Source organism: Solibacillus palustris (assembly GCF_022549215.1).
Lineage (GTDB): Bacteria > Bacillota > Bacilli > Bacillales_A > Planococcaceae > Solibacillus > Solibacillus daqui.
This window is the reverse complement of sequence record NZ_JAKZFC010000014.1, coordinates 1-20,242: the sequence shown is the minus strand read 5'-3', so window position 1 is coordinate 20,242 and position 20,242 is coordinate 1. Positions and strand designations below refer to the sequence as shown.

17 protein-coding genes and 1 riboswitch are annotated in these 20,242 nt (G+C 39.0%); of the genes, 5 read left to right on the top strand and 12 right to left on the bottom strand.

Going from position 1 to position 20,242, the window contains the following annotated elements:
* Nucleotides 1–116: 116 nt before the first annotated feature.
* The 6 genes from guaA (LZ480_RS19195) to LZ480_RS19170 all read right to left on the bottom strand — a co-directional run bounded on the left by guaA (LZ480_RS19195) (nucleotide 117) and on the right by LZ480_RS19170 (nucleotide 8,745).
* Entirely contained in the window at nucleotides 117–1,670 is a 1,554-nt protein-coding gene (gene guaA, locus LZ480_RS19195; RefSeq protein ID WP_241371162.1) for a glutamine-hydrolyzing GMP synthase, read from the bottom strand.
* 117 nt (nucleotides 1,671–1,787) lie between these two features.
* A riboswitch (purine riboswitch) is annotated at nucleotides 1,788–1,889 on the bottom strand.
* Between the two features lie 434 nt (nucleotides 1,890–2,323).
* Nucleotides 2,324–3,634, bottom strand: a complete 1,311-nt coding sequence (gene guaA / locus LZ480_RS19190; RefSeq protein WP_241371161.1) for a glutamine-hydrolyzing GMP synthase — start codon at nucleotides 3,632–3,634, stop codon at nucleotides 2,324–2,326.
* 118 nt (nucleotides 3,635–3,752) lie between these two features.
* Nucleotides 3,753–5,897 carry a transglutaminase-like domain-containing protein gene (locus tag LZ480_RS19185; protein ID WP_241371151.1) on the bottom strand — a complete coding sequence of 715 codons (2,145 nt, stop codon included), beginning with the start codon at nucleotides 5,895–5,897 and terminating at the stop codon, nucleotides 3,753–3,755.
* Nucleotides 5,894–7,072, bottom strand: a complete 1,179-nt coding sequence (locus tag LZ480_RS19180) for a DUF58 domain-containing protein (protein WP_241371150.1) — start codon at nucleotides 7,070–7,072, stop codon at nucleotides 5,894–5,896. Before LZ480_RS19180 ends, LZ480_RS19185 begins: the two co-directional genes overlap by 4 nt.
* Nucleotides 7,069–8,013 carry an AAA family ATPase gene (locus LZ480_RS19175; protein WP_241371149.1) on the bottom strand — a complete coding sequence of 315 codons (945 nt, stop codon included), beginning with the start codon at nucleotides 8,011–8,013 and terminating at the stop codon, nucleotides 7,069–7,071. Before LZ480_RS19175 ends, LZ480_RS19180 begins: the two co-directional genes overlap by 4 nt.
* 393 nt (nucleotides 8,014–8,406) lie before the next feature.
* Nucleotides 8,407–8,745 (bottom strand): hypothetical protein, encoded by a 339-nt coding sequence (locus LZ480_RS19170; RefSeq protein ID WP_241371148.1) that lies wholly within the window; start codon nucleotides 8,743–8,745, stop codon nucleotides 8,407–8,409.
* Between the two features lie 326 nt (nucleotides 8,746–9,071).
* Between LZ480_RS19170 and LZ480_RS19165 the strand changes: the two genes are divergently transcribed.
* Nucleotides 9,072–9,815 (top strand): DUF4230 domain-containing protein, encoded by a 744-nt coding sequence (locus LZ480_RS19165; protein WP_241371147.1) that lies wholly within the window; start codon nucleotides 9,072–9,074, stop codon nucleotides 9,813–9,815.
* Between the two features lie 252 nt (nucleotides 9,816–10,067).
* Here the strand turns inward: LZ480_RS19165 and nadE are convergent, their stop codons facing one another.
* Nucleotides 10,068–10,892: an ammonia-dependent NAD(+) synthetase gene (gene nadE / locus LZ480_RS19160; protein WP_241371146.1), complete on the bottom strand. Its 825-nt coding sequence runs from the start codon at nucleotides 10,890–10,892 to the stop codon at nucleotides 10,068–10,070.
* A 13-nt stretch (nucleotides 10,893–10,905) separates the two neighbouring features.
* Nucleotides 10,906–12,375 (bottom strand): nicotinate phosphoribosyltransferase, encoded by a 1,470-nt coding sequence (locus LZ480_RS19155; RefSeq protein ID WP_241371145.1) that lies wholly within the window; start codon nucleotides 12,373–12,375, stop codon nucleotides 10,906–10,908.
* 367 nt (nucleotides 12,376–12,742) lie between these two features.
* Here LZ480_RS19155 and LZ480_RS19150 point away from each other — a divergent pair, with 367 nt between their 5' ends.
* The 4 genes from LZ480_RS19150 (at nucleotide 12,743) to LZ480_RS19135 (ending at nucleotide 16,420) form a co-directional block, all read left to right on the top strand.
* On the top strand, nucleotides 12,743–13,084 hold the full coding sequence (locus LZ480_RS19150; protein WP_241371144.1) for a P-II family nitrogen regulator: 342 nt from the start codon (nucleotides 12,743–12,745) through the stop codon (nucleotides 13,082–13,084).
* 30 nt (nucleotides 13,085–13,114) lie between these two features.
* The gene (locus tag LZ480_RS19145; protein WP_241371143.1) at nucleotides 13,115–14,428 is read left to right on the top strand and encodes an ammonium transporter; all 1,314 of its coding nucleotides are present in this window, start codon (nucleotides 13,115–13,117) and stop codon (nucleotides 14,426–14,428) included.
* Nucleotides 14,429–14,641: 213 nt separating this feature from the next.
* On the top strand, nucleotides 14,642–15,364 hold the full coding sequence (locus LZ480_RS19140; RefSeq protein ID WP_241371142.1) for an ABC transporter ATP-binding protein: 723 nt from the start codon (nucleotides 14,642–14,644) through the stop codon (nucleotides 15,362–15,364).
* Nucleotides 15,365–15,448: 84 nt separating this feature from the next.
* Complete coding sequence (locus LZ480_RS19135; protein ID WP_241371141.1) at nucleotides 15,449–16,420, top strand: proline dehydrogenase family protein; 972 nt, start codon at nucleotides 15,449–15,451, stop codon at nucleotides 16,418–16,420.
* A 42-nt stretch (nucleotides 16,421–16,462) separates the two neighbouring features.
* Here LZ480_RS19135 and LZ480_RS19130 read toward each other — a convergent pair whose 3' ends face one another.
* From LZ480_RS19130 to LZ480_RS19115, 4 genes are all read right to left on the bottom strand, one after another.
* On the bottom strand, nucleotides 16,463–16,912 hold the full coding sequence (locus LZ480_RS19130; RefSeq protein WP_241371140.1) for a helix-turn-helix domain-containing protein: 450 nt from the start codon (nucleotides 16,910–16,912) through the stop codon (nucleotides 16,463–16,465).
* Nucleotides 16,913–17,097: 185 nt separating this feature from the next.
* Nucleotides 17,098–17,703, bottom strand: coding sequence for a response regulator transcription factor (locus LZ480_RS19125; protein WP_241371139.1), 606 nt, complete (start codon nucleotides 17,701–17,703; stop codon nucleotides 17,098–17,100).
* Nucleotides 17,700–18,836: a sensor histidine kinase gene (locus LZ480_RS19120; protein WP_241371138.1), complete on the bottom strand. Its 1,137-nt coding sequence runs from the start codon at nucleotides 18,834–18,836 to the stop codon at nucleotides 17,700–17,702. Before LZ480_RS19120 ends, LZ480_RS19125 begins: the two co-directional genes overlap by 4 nt.
* Nucleotides 18,837–18,915: 79 nt before the next feature.
* The gene (locus LZ480_RS19115; protein ID WP_241371137.1) at nucleotides 18,916–19,950 is read right to left on the bottom strand and encodes a fatty acid desaturase; all 1,035 of its coding nucleotides are present in this window, start codon (nucleotides 19,948–19,950) and stop codon (nucleotides 18,916–18,918) included.
* Between the last annotated feature and the right edge of the window lie 292 nt (nucleotides 19,951–20,242).

Below are 20,242 nucleotides of genomic sequence, written 5' to 3'. Positions count from 1 at the left end.
TAGTTATTTGTTATAAATAACTAAAAGAGTGTTTAATTTCAGAAATATATAAAGTTGTACGTAGTCATTGATATGACTACTTTAATAACCTGCTCATCTTAAATTACTAAACAGCATTATTCCCACTCAATCGTAGCTGGTGGCTTAGAAGTGATGTCATACAGTACGCGGTTAATGCCGTTTACTTCGTTAACAATACGTACAGAGATTTTCTCTAACACGTCATATGGAATACGTGCCCAGTCAGATGTCATGCCGTCGATTGATGTTACGCCACGGATACCGATTGCGTAGTCGTACGTACGGCCATCGCCCATTACGCCCACTGAACGGATGTCTGGTAATACGCAGAAGTATTGCCAAATATCTCGCTCAAGACCTGCGTTTTTGATTTCTTCACGTAGAATGAAATCAGCTTCGCGCACGATTTCTAATTTTTCTTCCGTTACTTCGCCAAGCACACGGATACCTAAACCTGGGCCTGGGAATGGTTGACGCCATACTACTGCTTCTGGAAGACCTAATTCTAAACCTAAAGCGCGTACTTCGTCTTTGAATAATGTATTTAATGGCTCGATTAATTCGAACTTCATGTCTTCTGGTAATCCACCTACGTTATGGTGAGATTTGATTGTTTGGGCAGTTGCTGTACCTGACTCGATAATGTCTGTGTAAAGCGTACCTTGTGCTAAGAAGTCCATGTTTTCAAGCTTTGCTGACTCTTCGTCAAATACGTAAATGAATTCGTTCCCGATAATTTTACGTTTTTGCTCTGGATCAGAAACACCTTTTAGCTTGTTCATGAAACGTTCACGTGCATCGATTTTGATTAATTTCATATCGAAGTCTTCCGTGAAAGTTTTCATTACTTGTTCAACTTCGCCTTTACGGTTTAAGTTGTGGTCCACAAACATACATGTTAATTGGTCACCGATTGCTTTGTGGATTAAAACCGCTACAACTGATGAGTCAACTCCGCCTGATAACGCACAAAGAACTTGCTTGTCGCCAACTTGCTCACGGATTTTTGCGATTTCGATATCGATGAAGTTCGCCATTGACCAGTCGCCTTTTGCATCACAAACATTGAATACAAAGTTTTTCAGTAAGTCATTACCATATACAGAGTGACGTACTTCTGGGTGGAATTGTACAGCGTATAATTTACGTTCAGTGTTTGCCATTGCAGCAATTGGACACGCTGGGCTCGTTGCAATTACTTCAAAGCCTTCCGGAACAGCTGTAACATGGTCACCATGACTCATCCAAACAACTTGGTTTTTCGGTAAATCGCCGAATAATAAGTTATCAGTTGTTACATCAATGTCTGCTTTACCGTATTCACGCGTTTCCGCACCTTCTACTTTACCACCTTGTGTATGCGCCATTAGCTGCATGCCGTAGCAAATGCCTAAAATCGGTAAACCTAATTCAAAAATCGCCGGATCTACTTTGAATGCAGACTCATCATATACAGAGTTCGGACCACCTGAGAATACGATTCCTACAGCATTCATCCCTTTAATGTCCTCTGCAGTAATTGTATGCGGGTGCAATTCAGAGAACACACCAAATTCACGGATACGACGCGTAATTAATTGGTTGAACTGACTTCCGAAGTCAAGAACGACAATTTTTTCTTGCTCTTTTAATAAAGGAGTTGACACAATTTTCACCTCTTCAAAATTTATTGTGGCCAATATTTAAGAAAAAACGCGTAAGAAAATAAATTTCTACGCGTTCATATTTCATCTCTTTTGCCGATAGATACAGCTATCCCGTGAAAGAAATAGCGCAACTACCGTCATAGATAAGTTATTTAAGGTAACTTAGTAGAAACATCTGGACCCTATTTCCAGACTTATATGAAGGCACACTTTTTATTTTTTAAATTTTACTCTTTACAAAAAACAAAATCAACAGCTAACCATATTGATTCAATATTCTTATTATTCCACAAAGTATTGCAGACCACGAAAAAACGTGTTCGAAAATAATTTCGTAACACGTTTTTTGTAATAGCTTCCTTACATTGGATGTAACTATTGATATAACTAGTTATATAACTTTATATCACTATTTATCGTGCGGCTTTCGCCGCAAACATCAACTTTGCTATCGCGAAAAATTTCTGTGGTGCGGTGGCTCCTCGAAATTTGGTTTTTTTGTGCGGCTGTCGCTTCGCTTTCGCCGCAAACGCTCGCTTTGCTACGCAAAAAATTTCTCCGGGCTAAAGCTCCTCGAAATTTGGCTTTTTTTGTGCGGCTGTCGCTTCGCTTTCGCCGCAAAATTATTTCGTTCCTTAACGGAGAGTGAAATAATTTCACTCCCACTCAATTGTGCCGCCTGGTTTTGGCGATAAATCGTAGCATACGCGGTTGACATGCTTCACTTCATTAATGATACGGTCTGTAATTTTTAATAATATTGGCCATTCAATTTGTTCGATTGATGCCGTCATTGCGTCAATTGTATTTACTGCACGAATAATTACTGGATATTCGTACGTACGTTCATTGTTGCGAACACCAACCGATTTGAAGTTTGGTACAACCGTAAAGTATTGCCACACTTTTTGATCTAAACCTGCAAGTGCAAATTCTTCACGTAAAATGGCATCTGATTCACGTACCGCTTCAAGACGTTCTGGCTCAATTTCACCTAAAACACGCACGCCTAATCCCGGACCTGGGAATGGTTGACGGTATACCATATCATGGGGTAATCCTAATTCAACACCACATGCACGCACTTCGTCTTTGAATAGTTGGAATAATGGTTCTACTAATTCAAATTGTAAATCTTCTGGTAGTCCACCTACATTATGATGTGATTTAACAACTTTATGTGTCTTCGTACCTGATTCTACGATATCTGGATAAATTGTGCCTTGCGCTAAGAAATCAATACCTGCTTGCTTACGTGCTTCTTCTTCAAACACACGGATAAATTCATTCCCGATAATTTTACGTTTTTCTTCTGGTTCACTTACACCTTTTAACTTACCTAAAAAGCGCTCACTTGCGTCAACGTAAACAAGGTTTTCTTCCAGATCCTTTTCGAACATAGCGATAACGCCTTCAGATTCATTTTTACGCATTAAACCATGATTAACATGTACACAAACTAGTTGCTTACCAATTGCTTTAATAAGTAATGCTGCTACAACTGAAGAATCCACACCGCCTGAAAGCGCTAAAAGCACCTTTTTATTTCCAACTTGTTGGCGAATTAATGCCACTTGATCTTCAATGAAGTTTTTCATATTCCAGTTTGCTTCTGCCTTGCATATATCAAAAACGAACTCCTTTAAAAAGGCTTTCGTTTCTTCTTCGTTTGGCCATTTGTCTAAAGTCTTTGATGCTTGAGTAGATGGGTGATCTACGCTAATAACAGGAATGTTTAAATTATAAATTTCATCTAATACGTCGATTGCTTCTCCATCAACGATATTGTTTACACCGCCATTTAAAATAATCCCTTTTACTGTTTTTAAATCTTGGATATTTTGCGCAGTAATATCATGCGGGTGAATCTCACTATATACACCTAATTCACGAATCCAACGAGCTATCGTTGTATTTTCACTGCTACCTAAATCTAATACTAAAATATTATCCTGTTTCAACCTGATACAACCTCCTCTTAATGCTACTAATTCTACCCTGTTTTTCTTGTTTTACCAAATGTTTTATATAATTCTTCGTTTGGTACCGAAATGAGCACAATGATTATAGCAGATGTGTATCCAATCAATTACTCGTACGATTGATTAAATACTCCCAGTTTTCTTTTACTTTAGTTGTATCAAAATTATGTGAATTGCCTGCGTAAATATATTGCTCATACACAGCTGTTAGCTCACTCATTTTTGTTGTTTCAAGCGCACGGTCCACACGAATTGCGAAATTTTGCAATGTCTCATGCGTACCACGTTTCAAGTAGATTCGTTCAAGCTGCTTTAACAATACAAAATATACATCCTCAAATTGATCCAGATTATTTAACTTCGAACGATTCATTTGCACAGCAAGTTTTGGCTGCCATTTCCCGCGCATACGCCATGCAATAATTGCACCTACAATGAGCACTGCCCCTAAAACATAAAACACCCATTTATATTTCGCAAAATCAATCGCCAATTTTTTGTTTCCACCAGCCGTTGTTTCTTGCTCTTCTGGCTGAGGGCGCTCTACTTCTGGTGTTTCAGGTTCTGGTAATTGTTCTTCATCTGGTGCTATTTCGATATCATAGTCAATGTTCATCGGGTTACTAAAACCAATTGTCGGCTCAAATGGCATCCAACCAATGCCGTCTATATAAGCCTCTACCCATGAATGGGCATCATTGTTCGTCACACGGTAGGTCGTCATACCGTCACTTGATGCCACACGCTCACCACTCGCAAAACCTTTTACCCATCGCGCTTGAATACCAACTGAACGTAACATTACAACCATCGAAGTTGAGAAATTATCACAGTAGCCCAACATTGTTTCGAATAAAAATTGATCGACATAATCCTCATCTTTTGCCGGCTGTGATACATTCTTCGTTTCATATTTGAATCCACTACGCGCGAAATAATCTTCAATCGCACGTGCTTTATCATATACACTTTCATAACCGCCCGTTATTTCGTGCGCTAAATCAATTACACGCCTTGGCAGCTGTTCTGGCAGTTGCAAATAACGCTGGTCAGATTCTGTTGAGGACACCGTTTCCTTCAATGCTGTATAATTATACTCCGGCTGTTGGAACGTAATTTCATAATTAGTTGGCTTTACGATTTCATCATCTAACGTAAGTTGCATTTTTTCGTTTGCATAATTAAACGCTAAATAGTCTGCCACCTCATCTGTTTGATACGTTGTGGTTCCATATGCTTGTAGCAAAAAATTATAATCCCCAACTGTATTTACTTGCACAAGCTGTGGCTCTACATTTCCTGGCGTAATCGAAAAGTTGATTGGCTCCGAAAACCTTACGTACTCAGTAAAATCTTGCTCACTCGTATGAAGCCAGCCCTTTGACGTATAAAAATCCTTCGTTTCTACACGCCAATATTGACGAATCGGCGTTTCAATTTCATATACAACCGTATCGTCACCGACAAACGGCCCCCCTAAACTTTCATCATTATCACCATAACCAACTGTTGCGACCGAACCGCTAGATGATGAATCACCTAACCCAACCATTCCCTTTATATAAGGGACAGGGTCTGGCCATTGCGGCTCGGCTTTTGGTAAAAACGTCGCGGCAAGCCCTGCTATTGTGACAAACAAAATAATCGGAGTTGCAAATAATAAATAGCTCCCCCAATCCTTTTGCATATTGGCTGAATGCATTATCCGTTTTATAAATAAAAGTGATGTTAGCACAAGTCCCAAGATCATCACTTTTATAATTGCTACCGTGCCATCATATTCTGTAAAAGTATCGAGCGTTCCGATAAAAAACACCGTCAACACAAGGAAATAATAAACCGTATGACGCACGCTCACCCAATGCTGAATTAAATAAATGAGCATCCATATTAAAATAAAGAAAAGGCTCGTTCGAAATGGGTCACTTACTAAAACCCAATCTCCTGTTATTAAGACATCAATATTGTAGCGTAGCTCATTCGATAAAAACTGCATCGTCGTCAATTCGCCTCTGTTATAAACACTTACAATAAACCATGTTATATATAGGATTTTCAGCGACCACGATAAAATAATAGGTAAACTAAACACGCCAATGGTTAAGCAAATTGCCATAAACAATAGGAATTGTGTGAAATAGCCTGTATTTGTTAGCTGCACAATCGGCATTAACCATTCACGCAGAATCAGTAAAATAATAATGTAGAAAACAGCTAATTCTATTTTTTCGGATGTGCTTCGTTTCATAGCGATTCCACCCCCGATTGCAGATGTGCGAGCTCTTTAATAATATGCACTTCATTTTGATTTTTTAGATGCACTGGCTCGGCTTCACCATTTACAACAAAGCATACAATTTTGCCCATGCTTTTAGTGCTCGCATTTAGTACTTCTTGTAGCTCTGGCATCCATTCACCTGTAATGATGATGACAACCGAGCGACTCATTACCTTTTGTTCTTCAAATAATAAACGCTCTACACCAAACTGCGCATCTGGCTGTACCTTAACAAAATGCTGCATGACCTTTTTGAATTGACTATCTGTTTTGATAACTGGTGCAAAGTAACGGTCTGTCCCCGCACTTAAAAACGAGATATCGCCGCGCTCTTTCATTGTTTTATGAATATATGATGCCGCAAACTCCACCACTTGTTCAAAGTTCTTTTGTACAGCACGGTCAATTAACACAAATGTATTTTGTGCATTACGGTCCTCAAATTCCTTTGTACGCAGCTCTCCATTTTTCGCATATGACTTCCAATGAATCCACGAAAAACGATCCCCTGGTACGTATTCACGCACGCCGGTTGCCATTGTCGTATCTTTAATAAGTGAAAAGCGTGCTTGACTCGCTCCTTGATCATACTGCATCACAATTTGTTCCGTTTTGACATCGTAAATTTTTGGATACACTAAAAACATTTGCGGATGCTCAATTACCACTTGACGAATCGTCCAGCCGAAGAAGTCTGTACACATCACTTCAATTCCATTAAAATGATGCTCGCCACGTTTTAAATCGCGTAATTCATACGTCCACTCGAATTCACTTTTCCAACCAACTAAAAATAACTTCGTAGCATGGCCATTTAACTCCTCATAAAAGGCAGCATCCATAGCCATTTCTCGCGCAGTCATAAAGACAATTGGAAACCAACTTTTATTGCGGAAGCGTACTGTCACCTCTATTGTATCGCCTCGTTCTATCGCTTCTTTCGATAATGCCCGTGACACTTGTTGTATGCGGATCGGTACAATTGCTAGCAAAATCGAGTAAATGGAAAATGGTAAAATCGTAAAAAATACAAACCAACTCACAAATCCACCTTGGAACATCGCGTAGCAATATGTAATGATTAATAGCGCAATTACCGTTAACAGTCTACCTCCATGCTGAAAGAAGTATCGGATTTTTTTCATTCCACAACATACCTTTTCACAGGCACATTCACAAATCGGAGCACACGATTAATTACCTGTTCCTCTGTCACGCCCTCATAGCGCGCCTCTGGTTTTAAAATTAAACGGTGACCAAATACAAACTTTGTTAAATACTGCACATCATCTGGAACAACATAATCGCGCCCTTTCATAAAGGCATAGCTTTGCGCTGCACGCATTAACGCAATCGAAGCACGTGGACTCACACCTAAATATACATGTTCGTGATAACGTGTATGTTGCGCTAGCGACACGATATATTCTTTAATATTGTCCTCTACATGCACTTGTTTCACTTGTTTTTTCAGTTCAATTAATTGTTCAATCGACAGTACAGCAGCAATTTCATCAATTGGCACTGAATTTTCTGCACGGCGTAGCACTTCTATTTCTTCATCTTTTGTTGGATAGCCCATTCTAATTTTTAGTAAAAAGCGGTCTAACTGCGCTTCTGGTAGAGGGTATGTCCCTTCATATTCAATCGGGTTTTGCGTAGCCATGACAAAGAACGGCTTTGGCAACGAAAGCGTCTCACCATCTACAGTGATTGACGATTCTTCCATACTTTCTAGTAGGGCTGCTTGTGTTTTCGGCGACGTACGGTTAATTTCATCGGCTAATACGATGTTACCGACAATCGGTCCTGGGCGAAATTCAAATTGTAATGTTTTTGGATTATATACCGATACCCCAATTACATCAGAAGGTAGTAAATCTGGCGTAAATTGAATACGCTTAAAGCTTGTACCTAGAGACTTGGAAAGCGCGCGCACCATCATCGTTTTTCCTACGCCCGGCACATCCTCTAATAATACATGCCCCCCCGCAAGTAAAGACACGATACTTAACTCCGCAATCTCACGTTTCCCTATCATTACTTTTTCGATATTTCTGATAATTCTTTCAATTTGTTCGTTCATCTAGTATCCCTCCTCAATAGACATTCTATTATGCAAAACACATAGTTCAAGCATAACGAAAACAAAATGCGAGTACAAGAATAAAGATAGATATATTTGGTAATTCCGAACAAAAGTGGTAAAGCGCCCTTTAAGCCCCGAGTGGGCAAAACGCCACGTCCATGTGGCATGCCCCCAATGACTCACATCGTGTGACCCTCAGGCATTGGAGAGCCCGACGCAAAAGTAAAAGCTCCACCACTTTTGCAGGAGGGACCGAAATGACCGAGGGGCTGGCGCTTTAGCCTAGTCGTAAGGTGAATTTCTGTAAAAAAGTTAGCTACAATGTGAATTGCTATAATTTCCTTAACAGAAATAAAATCACCTAACTAAATTATCGATTAGTCAGGTGATTCAAATAGATGTTTTATATGTCATAATGCGACGGTTGTGTTTGTTGATTATATTTGCACGTGATGTAAATTGAGACAGTTGATTTAAGGTTACAGCAGATTCGGCATTAAATTGCATACCTTTTACAATTAATCGAGCTTTGTTTGGGACAAGCTTTTTTGCGCGCGGCTGAGGCTTATTCTGTTTATTTTTTTGTTGCTGCAGTTGCTCGCGAGGATCACGGTATTGCTCGTGCGTGCCGCTATTTATCGCATCGGCAAAATGCGTATCCGATAAAATTGTCCGCGTAGAATTACGATATATCGAACTTGTTGTTTGTCCAACTCGTGATGTTCTCATACCATTGCCTCCTTGTAGCCTTGTTAGGTATTTATATCGACAAATTCACAAAAATGTTAAATATAATTAAGCCATGTGTAGCTATACAGCGAAATAATACTAAGACACGGGGGTATTATATAGGATTTTACACCTAGAGTTTTTTACTCAATAAGAAAAGATGAATAGCTAGACTCTTGCCAAATCCTAAATTGGTTTTTATAAGACCAACCCCAAGCTATGTGGATGAACCAATTATTTATAGTATAATAGTTCAAGAATATTTGAATACATATTAAAAAATCGAACTTATTGAAATTAAGAAGGGAAAGTGTGGTGGTCATACCATGAGTAAAAAAGAGGAAGCATTAACACAATTTGAGGATGTACTAAAGGAATTGAAAAAGGGCGAAGAAGAAAGTGCTGCTACTAGCGTTGTAGGACAGAGTAGAGGAAACGTCAATATTTCAGGGGCATTATTTAAGCTTGTTTTTAAATTTTGGGGAGGGAAGATTCTTTTTATTCTATTACTTTCAATAGTCATCGTCTCTGCAATCATTTGGTCATTCTCTGGAAGTACATATAAAAAGGAAAGTACAACCTTTGTAGAGCATATTCAAGAATTAGCAACGCTTGCGACAGCTAAAGCACACGTAAAAGTAGTCATTGAGGAAGAGGATAATAAACTATTCGGTCATGATATTCCCGTTAATTTCCCAGGTACAAAGAGAGAAATATTATTAATTGTTCCTGCCACAGTCATCGCAGGAGTTGACCTTAAAGGGATCACTTCAGATGATATAAAAGTTAACGACATGGAAAAGGCATTAGAAATCAAACTACCACGGGCAACGCTTATACAGGAGCCCGCAATTCAGATGGATAACGTCCAAACTTTCTCAGACGAAGGACTATTCCGCGGGGAAATAAAATGGGATCAAGGGTTTAACCTAGCAGCTGAAGCACAGGAAGAAATTAAAGACGAAGCCATTGAAATAGGCTTATTAGAATCCGCAGAGAAAAGTGCAGAGAAAGTCCTTAAAGAATTTTTCAGCAACCTTGGTTATACTGCGGAAATAACATTTAAGTAAATCGAAAATCTTTAACTTCAGACATACAAAAAGCAAGGGGCTGCGCGAAAAGTAAATACTTCTCGCGCAGTGCTTCGTTCGTGTATTAATTATCCGCTGAAGGCTGCTTTTCGCGGTGGTCGAAATAAGAACGAACGCTAAAACCGTCACATCGTGTGACAACGCATTCATGACCAGCATCGTGCTGGCCTCCACCCTCGGCGCAAAGGAGGTGTCCCAGAATCACTTCTCGGACACCTCCTTCTCTAGCTATTATTTCCAAAAATCATCAAATACCGTAATCGGTAAATGACGTTTGTGCATCGAGCGTTTGTAGTGACCTTCTAACGTTTCGCGTGCTTGGTCAGGAATTTCTTTTCCTTCTAAGTAATCATCAATCTGCTCATACGTCACACCTAAAGCTGCTTCATCTGGTAACGACGGGCGATCTTCTTCTAAATCGGCAGTTGGTACTTTTTCGTATAAATGAACAGGGCATTCAAGTTTTTTCAAAATTTGGCGGCCTTGTCGTTTATTTAAGCGGAAAATCGGCATTAAATCCGCGCCTCCATCACCAAATTTCGTAAAGAACCCGGTAATCGCTTCTGCCGCATGGTCTGTTCCTAAAACAACCGCACCATTCATCGCAGCGATTGAAAACTGCACCTTCATACGCTCACGGGCTTTTTCATTACCCTTTGCAAAATCACTTAGTTCGATACCTGTATTAGCTAATGCTCGGACACTTGCATCCACTGCTTCTTTAATATTTACGGTATATATTTTTGTCGGCTGAATATAATCAAGCGCGTCTTGGCAATCTTGCTCATCGGCTTGTACACCATACGGTAATCGCACCGCCCAAAAAGAGTATTTTACTTCGGCTACATCTGCGTTTAATTCATCTACCGCCATTTGTGCTAATTTTCCTGTTAGCGTAGAATCTTGCCCACCGCTAATCCCTAGAACAAAACCTTTTACGAAGCTGTGCTTTTTGGCATAATCCTTTAAAAAGTCTATAGATTGGCGAATTTCTTGCTCAACATCAATTTGTGGTAATACATTTAATTCTTCTATAATTTGTTGTTGTAACGACATAGCTCAACACTCCTTAGTTTTGTTCGAGTTCTGTTACCATATCGCGCGCTTCCTTAATATTACGCATTTTGTTATCCCAGCATTTTTGACTTAAGTCTACTGGGTATTCCTCTGGATTTAACGAACGCTTATATTCATCCCATAGTAGCTTTAAATTATCTTTCACATATTGTCTAATGTCCATTAATGCTGGATTTTCGTAGACAACTTCACCTTGATCAATCACTAGCTGATGCATCTCTTTCGCTTCAAAGTTTGTGACAAATTTTGATACGAATGTATGCACAGGGTGGAACATTTTAATACGGTTTTCAGCCTGTGGATTTTCATCCGCCATTGTAATATAGTCACCTTCAGATTTACCGTTTTTCTTATTAATAATACGGAACACTTTTTTCAAGCCTGGCGTTGTTACTTTTTCGGCGTTTGCAGAAATTTTGATTGTATCTTCCATTTCACCATTTTCATTTTCAATCGACACCATTTTATAAACTGCACCTAGAGCTGGTTGATCATAAGCGGTAATAAGCTTTGTGCCGATTCCCCACGAATCTACACGCGCTCCCTGTGATTTTAAATTTAAAATCGTGTATTCATCTAAATCATTCGAAACGACAACTTTGGCATTCGGGAACCCAGCTTCATCCAGCATACGACGTGCCTCTTTTGATAAGAAGGCAATGTCACCGCTGTCTAAACGGATTCCGATGAAGTTAATTTTATCGCCTAGCTCTTTCGCTACTTTAATCGCAGTTGGTACACCTGACTTTAGTGTATTATACGTATCCACTAAAAACACACAATCTTTATGACGTTTTGCATAGGAATGGAAGGCATCGTAATCATTTTTGTATGCTTGGACTAATGCGTGTGCATGCGTTCCTGCTACTGGAATATTAAATAACTTACCTGCACGGACATTTGATGTTGATTCAAAGCCACCAATGATCGATGCACGCGCTCCCCAAATTGCTGCATCCATTTCTTGTGCACGGCGAGTACCGAATTCCATCGCCACTTCATCTTGTACAACTTGTTTAATACGGCTTGCTTTTGTCGCAATCAATGTTTGATAGTTTACGATATTAAGTAGCGCCGTTTCGATTAATTGCGCTTCGACAAGCGGTGCTTCAATGCGCACAATTGGCTCATTCGCAAATACAAGCTCCCCTTCTACCATTGAATACATCGAACCAGTAAAACGAACTGTTTTTAAATACTCAATAAAATCAGCTTCATAATGCAGTTCATCTCGTAAGTACGCAATATCTGTTTCGCTTAATTTAAAGTTTTTCAAATATTCTAGCATGCGTTCTAATCCTGCGAATACCGCATAGCCATTGCCGAATGGTAACTTTCTAAAATATAGCTCGAATACAGCTTTACGGTTATGAATTCCGTCAGCCCAGTAACTTTCTGCCATATTAATTTGATACAAGTCTGTATGCAAAGCTAAACTATCGTCTACATACTTTTCTGTCATGATGAGTTCCCTTCTTCCAAAAACATAATTAGTCATAGTATACACTATCTCCAAATATTTCGACCTATGAACAACTCAAATGAAAAATGTCATATTTCTTCACATTACCTCCCCTTAATATCACAAAGGAAGTACATCCTTGCACCGTCCATATCGTTGCAGACTCCCGAAAAAATGGCATGTATTTTCAAAAGTTACGCCACCCTTTTTATTTTGGTAGCGCTTTAACACAAGGCTTACCAACTATATCTCACAATTCGATAAAACTAATCGAAATTCCATGTTAGTTTTTATTACATAAATGGATTGATTTATTTAATTCCCCATTTTATTATGTTAGATAACATAACACAAGGAGTTGTTGATCATGAAAAAAATTGAAGCAATCATTCGTCCTGAAGTGTTCGCAAAAGTTCGTGAAGGTTTAGCTCTCGAAGGAATTGACGGTTTAAGCATTTCAGAAATTGCAGGGGCAGGTCGTCAAGAAGGTCGTATCGGGTTATTCCGAGGAAACTCATACTCTATGGAGTTTTCACAAAAGTTAAAGCTTGAGATGATTGTTGACAACGCCAAAGTTCAAGCAATCATCGACGTATTATTACGTGAAGCATCAACAGGTGAAGTAGGCGACGGTAAAATTTTTATCTACCCTGTAGAACAAGCAATTCGCATTCGTACAAAAGAACTTGGCTCAATTGCCATCGACTAATAACGGGTTTCTAAAGAGGAGGAATGTTTTATGACAAACGAAGCGTTAGAACTATCAATTAACTTAGTTTGGGTTATGCTCGGTGCATTTTTCGTATTCTTCATGCATGCTGGCTTTGCAATGGTAGAGGCTGGATTTACTCGCTCTAAAAACGCAGTAAACATTTTAATGAAAAACGTTTTAACTATTTCAATCGGCGGTGTCGTTTATTTCGTAGTAGGCTACGCGATTATGTTCGGCGATAGTGCTGGCGGATTTATCGGAACTACTGGTTTTGCACTTAGTGGTGTAGAAGATATCGCATTTTTCGTATTCCAAGCAATGTTCGCTGCAACTTGTGCAACAATCATCTCCGGAGCTGTTGCAGAGCGTACAAACATCGTGGCATATATGGCTTTAGTCGTTGTAATGACTGCGGTTGTATATCCAGTAGTAGGTCACTGGGTATGGCAAGGTAATGGTTGGTTAACAGTTTTAGGCTTCACCGATTTCGCAGGCTCTACGGTCGTTCACTTAACTGGTGCAGTTGGTGCATTAGTTGTAGCAGCAATGGTTGGTCCACGTATTGGTAAGTATGCAAAAGGTGTTGTAAACGTAATTCCTGGTCACTCCATCCCCCTAGGTGCATTAGGTGTATTCATATTATGGTTAGGTTGGTACGGGTTTAACGGTGCGTCTACATTAGCAGCTGATCCTTCTTCTGTCCCTGGGGTTATCGCTAATACATTCTTATCGGCTTCAGCTGGTGTTATCGCAACAGCTATCTATACACGATTCCGTTATGGTTACATTGATGGTTCATTAACATTAAACGGTGCATTAGCCGGTTTAGTTAGCATTACAGCAGGTGCTGCGAACCTAAGTATCGTTGGCGCAATAGCTGCAGGTTTTATCGGGGGTATCATTTTAGTAGAGGCTGTTCGTTTCGTCGAGCACAAATTACGCATCGATGACCCAGTAGGTGCGATTGCTGTACACGGTATCGCAGGTATTTGGGGTACATTAGCAGTTGGTTTATTTGATATCACTGGCGGAGGGCTATTCTATGGCGGCGGTGCTACATTATTAGGCGTTCAAGCACTAGGTGTAGCAGCAGTTATCGCTTGGACTGCTAGTACAGTAGCAGTTGCAACATTCGTGATCAAAGTATTTATTCCATTACGTGTAACTAGCGAAGAAGAAATTGAAGGCTTAGATATTGCAGAACACGGTGCATACGCATACGAAATGCAAGATATGTTTAAAGGTGTTACGAAATCAAATGATAGCTTTGCGCAACGTTTAACAAAATTAGGCAAAACGCCAAGTCCAAGTAATACAAACGTGCAAGAAAAGCGTGTTTAACAACTTCTTTTAGGTTCCCGAATTCCTTTTGCTTCCACTAAAGCATAAAGGCGCGGAGTGTGATCCCTTACACACTCTCGAATCATTCTTTCAAAATATATAAGCAAGAAAAGCATGTTCAAACCCCCAATTTGAGCATGCTTTTCTTATTTTGCAATTGCAATGCCAAACGCGTATCCTAAACTATAGAAAAACTCAGTAAAGGAGTCCATCATGAACGAAAATGCAATTCAATTTCAACATATCTGCTACAACGCGAATGATACAAACATTATTAATGATTTAACGGCAACGATTTATAAAGGTAAAATCACCACTTTAATCGGTCCTTCAGGTGCAGGAAAAACAACTTTACTAAAACTTTGTAACGGTCTTATCACAGCAACTAGCGGCTCTATATCCATACATAACAAGCCAATCGAAACCATTGAACCAACAACACTTAGACGCTCAGTTGGTATGGCATTACAATCCGCACCCATTTTAAAAGCAACTGTTTACGAAAACCTATCCCTTCCTCGCAAACTACAACATAAAGAGCTAACGAAAGAAGAAGCTTGTCGTTATTTACGCGATGTCGGCTTATCAGAAGATTTTTTACTGCGCGACGCTAGCGATTTATCTGGCGGACAAAAGCAAAAACTATCTATCGCTCGTACATTAATTAATGAATCGGATATTTTATTGCTCGACGAAATCACATCAGCTCTTGATCCAAAATCCGTTCGCGAAATTGAGGACTTAATCGTGACTTTAAATGACCGTTTCGGAGTAACCATTATTTGGATTACTCATAATATCGAGCAAGCCGAAAAGCTCGGCCACTATACATGGATGCTAAAAAATGGCGAACTCATCGAGGCAAATGAAACCAATCAACTATTTCATTCAACAAACGAAATTGTTCGACAATTTTTCACACAAACACACGATTAACAGAGTGCCCATAGCAAGTTGCAAAAATGACTATGGTATAATTTATAGATCACACTGACCTACCTATTTAAAGGAGATGTTTCCATGGCATTACGCGATTTTTTTATTTCATTATCTGAAAACGAAGCAATTAGCACAGCCGCACAAAATTACGGCTTCAAGCTTGGTGCACAACATATTGTAGCAGGGGCAAACTTACAAGAAGTCATTGAAAGTGTACGTACCTTAAATGAGCAAGGTATCGCATGTACAATTGATAATTTGGGCGAGTTCGTTACCGAGGAAGCGACAGCCATACAGGCAAAGGATGAAATTTTAGCTTTAATCGAAGCCATTCACAGCGAACAGTTAAACGCGCATATTTCGTTAAAGCCTTCACAGCTCGGTCTAGATATCGATATTGATTTTTGCTACGACAACTTACACGAAATTGTAGAACATGCCAATGAATGCGGTATTTTCGTAAACTTTGATATGGAGGACAGCCCACGCCTACAAATGACGTTCGATATGTTAAAAGAGCTTCAAAAATCATTTAACAATGTCGGCACGGTTATTCAAGCTTACTTACACCGCGCAAAAGGTGATATCGAAAACTTTAAAGATAGCCGCCTACGCGTAGTAAAAGGTGCCTACAAAGAATCCGAAGAAATCGCCTATCAAGATCAACTAGAAATCGATATCAATTTCCTGGAGCTCATCGAATACCATTTAACACACGGCCTATTCACATCGATTGCAACACATGACCACAACATCATTAATCATGTGAAGTATTTTGTAGAGCAATATAATATCCCAAAGGAAAAATTCGAATTCCAATTGCTTTACGGTTTCCGCAAAGATTTACAAGTAGAGCTTGCACGTGAAGGCTACCAAGTATGCGTATATGTACCATATGGTGAAGATTGGTACGGCTACTTTATGCGCCTTCTAGCAGAACGCCCACAAAATATAAACCTTGTCACAAAGCGAGTGTTTAACAAAAAGACGAATACCGTACTAGCAGTTGCAGCAGGCGCATTCGTACTCGGGCGCTTAACAAAACGTAAATAATAAGCTGTGCGAGAGGTCATTAACCTTTTCGCACAGCTTTTTTTACTCTTTAAATTTCTTCCCAAGTGTATCTGTAAAAATTCCGGCCGTAATTGTTATAATAAACGGTCCAAACGCCCAAAATAATGAATCTTTAAAATAAGTAATATCCCAGTCAAATACACGATTACCAAACGCGATTCCGATTTTCATAATAATCATTGCCGCTCCAATTAAAAAAATTGCATCAAAAATCGCTTTCCACTTTGGATAGGCTAATTGTTTCCCGTCTTCAATAATTTTGTTTTTCAAAGAATGATCTCCCTTTAACAGTTCATCAATCGTGACTTCAAATAAATCACTTAAGTCGATTAACGTTTCAATCGTCGGATAGCTCTCTCCACGCTCCCATTTTGAAATCGATTGACGACTAATATGAATTTTTTCTGCAAGCTGTTGTTGTGTTAAATTCAATTTCATCCTTTCTTCCTTTATGCGTTTTGCGAAATACATACCCTCATCTCCTACTCTAACTGTAGTATGGCCACTTAATATTTGTAAGAACGAGCTAGTAGCACTGCTCGCAACTAACTGTAGCATCCTTGTCATAGCGCGGTTTTTCATTCTTTCCATACAAATCTTTGTTCACACAAAAAGAATGGTATAAACATAAAATGTTCACACCACTCCTCACTCTTTTATTTATTCCAGCCCTTTTCTTTAAAGCGGGCGATTGCTTCGATACGATTACCTACACCTAATTTGTCTAAAATTGTTGAAATGTAATTGCGCACTGTACCTGCTGATAAAAACAACTCTGCTGCAATTTCTTTTGTTGTTTTCCCTTCCGCAACTAACTCCAGCACCTGACTTTCACGTTCTGTTAATGGATTTTCGCTATCATCCTCATAAACAAAGTCTACTAATTCCGGTGCATATATACGGCGACCGTCCATAATAATACGAATTGAATTGACAAGGTCCTCAATCGGACTATCTTTCAATAAATAGCCGCGTACTCCCGCTTTTCGAGCACGCTCGAAATAACCAGGGCGAGCAAACGTCGTTAAAATAATAATTTTACAGTTACTACCACGTAGCGCTTCTGCAGCGTCTAACCCTGTTTTAACTGGCATTTCAATGTCCATAATGCAAATGTCTGGTTGCAGTTCATTTACGAGCTCAATGGCCTCTTCTCCATTTTTCGCTAGCCCCACAACTTCCATATCCTCTTCCATGCTTAACAGCGATTTCATGGCACCAAGGAGCATTCCTTGATCTTCTGCTATTACAATTCGAATCACGCCAGTTCCTCCCTTTTCTGATGTGTAATCGCTAATGGCACTTTTAATGTCACCGTCGTCCCATCACCACTATCGATTTCTAAAGAGCCATTTAAAAACTCAATCCGCTCGTTCATTCCTTTTAAGCCATTACCGCCTTCAAATTCATTTGAGCGTTCAAAGCCAGTTCCGTTATCTTGAATTGTCATTTGAAATTCATCATCACTTTGATAAAATGTAATTCGACAAATGGTCGCTTCACTATGCTTCACAATATTCGTTACCGCTTCTTTCATGCACATACTAATCACATTTTCAGCTAAAGTAGGCATTTTAATTTCGGTTGTATCCCCATTTAAACGTAATTTAATTTGTGCTGCCTTTAAAATTTGTTCAACGCGGAATAGCTCTTCCTCGATACGTACGGCACGCATATCCGCGACTAATTCACGAACTTCCTTTAATGCAATGCTTGCCGTTTGACGAATATCTTTAATTTCTGACACAGCTTGTTGTGGATTTTTATCAATTAAACGCATCGCTAAGTCACTTTTCAGACCAATCATTGATAACTTTTGACCTAATGTATCATGCAGATCACGAGCAATACGTTGACGCTCTTCAAATACAGTCAATTCCGAAATACGTTCTCGCGCTGTTTCCAGCTCACCTTCTAAGTTCTCACGCTTCGTTTTCGAATAAAGCGTAAATGGTAGCAGGACAACACCCAATACATTAATAATAATAAACGGTGTTTGAGCTATAAATAAATCAAGGTAAATAAAATATCCCCCTACAATCGAAAGTACGGTAAATCCAATATGTAAGCCGTACATAATATAAAACCCAACGGCCTGCTTAATATTCCCGATAAAAAACGCGGTAAATAGGGATAAATACACGTAGCCAAATATTAGCGTCATCGCAATATTCAGTACCATTTGAAAGCTAATCCACATATATTTCAAACCAGGCTTTGCACGGAATGAAAAATAGTGGCATAAAAAATAACAAAAAATAATGACAACCCCAACAATAATTTGCCAGAGGGTAAAGGATTGGATAATAAAGAAAAATGGCATAATGCAAAAAATTATCCATATATAAATACTCAACATCGGGCTTTTTGGGATGATACTATACCAAGTTTGCATAATAGCCTCGCTTCTTTTTTATTCCCATTATATCAAAAGAAGCACCCCAAACAGATTTGAGGTGCCTTACATGACAAAATTATTTTACGGCTAACTGTTTGGCGCGCATTAATTCACGTTTTGCTGCTTCTTTAAACGAAACAAAGCGGTAATTTTCTTGATCGTACAATTTATAACGAAGCGACTCTAAGCTAGTCTTTAACGTAATTGTTGTTGCACTTTGTAATGGCTTTACCGATTCATGCGCGTCTTCCAATTTGTAGTTCGGAATACGTGGTGATAAATGGTGTACATGGTGGAAGCCAATGTTCCCCGTTATCCATTGTAAGATTTTAGGTAATTTGTAATACGAGCTACCTTCTACAGCAGCCTTTACATAGTCCCAATCTGAATCAACTTCAAAATACGAATCTTCGTATGTGTGCTGAATGTAGAATAACCAAATCCCTAAAGAACCTGCAACAAATAATGTTAAACCATGTACTAATAAAAACGTTGTCCAACCGTTTACAAAAATTAATACGGCACAAATTGCTAATAATACAATGTTCGTAAAATACGTATTTAAGCGCTCTTTACGCTTTGCATCTTTACGATTAAAACGATTTAAAACGAGTACCATAAATAACGGCCCTAAGCCGAACATCACAAGTGGATTACGGTATAAACGGTAGCCTAAGCGACCCATTTTTGATTTTTCAAGGTATTCATCTACTGTTAGCATATCAACATCGCCAATACCACGCTTGTCTAAGTTCGCGCTTGTTGCGTGGTGAATCGTATGCTCACGCTTCCATTTTTCGTATGGGAAAGACGTAAGAATACCTGTTACATTCCCGATGATGTCATTTGCTTTTTTGCTTTTGAAAAATGAACCATGTGTACAGTCATGGAAAATAATAAATGTACGTACTACAAAGCCTGAAGCAATAATACTACATAGCGCTGTATACCAAGGTGAATATTGTAGTAAAAAATATCCTGCACCCCAAATAAGTAATAATGGGACAAGCGTATTGAATAATTGTTGAATACTAAGGCGTGTTTCTGATTTTGCAAACGGCGCTACATCTTTTCGTAGCTGCTTCGCTTTTTCTGCATCTGTTTTAGCCATTGTGAAATCCCTCTTCCCTCAAATTTGCTTAACAACATCTTATAAAAATGAGGGACATGACAACACGCGCAAACATCATCTCTTTTTTATGACAATTGTCATATGACCAGGTAACAATTTACTTCATTAAATAAAAGCGACTCTACTATTTAGGTTTACAAACTCTCTTTTTTCAAATGTGTTTATCGTACGGCATTTACAATGAACAACAATAGAGGTAGCAATAACCTAATAGGATGTTCTATATAGAATAATTTTAGGAATACACTAAAATGCCACAAAGGCTTATTAA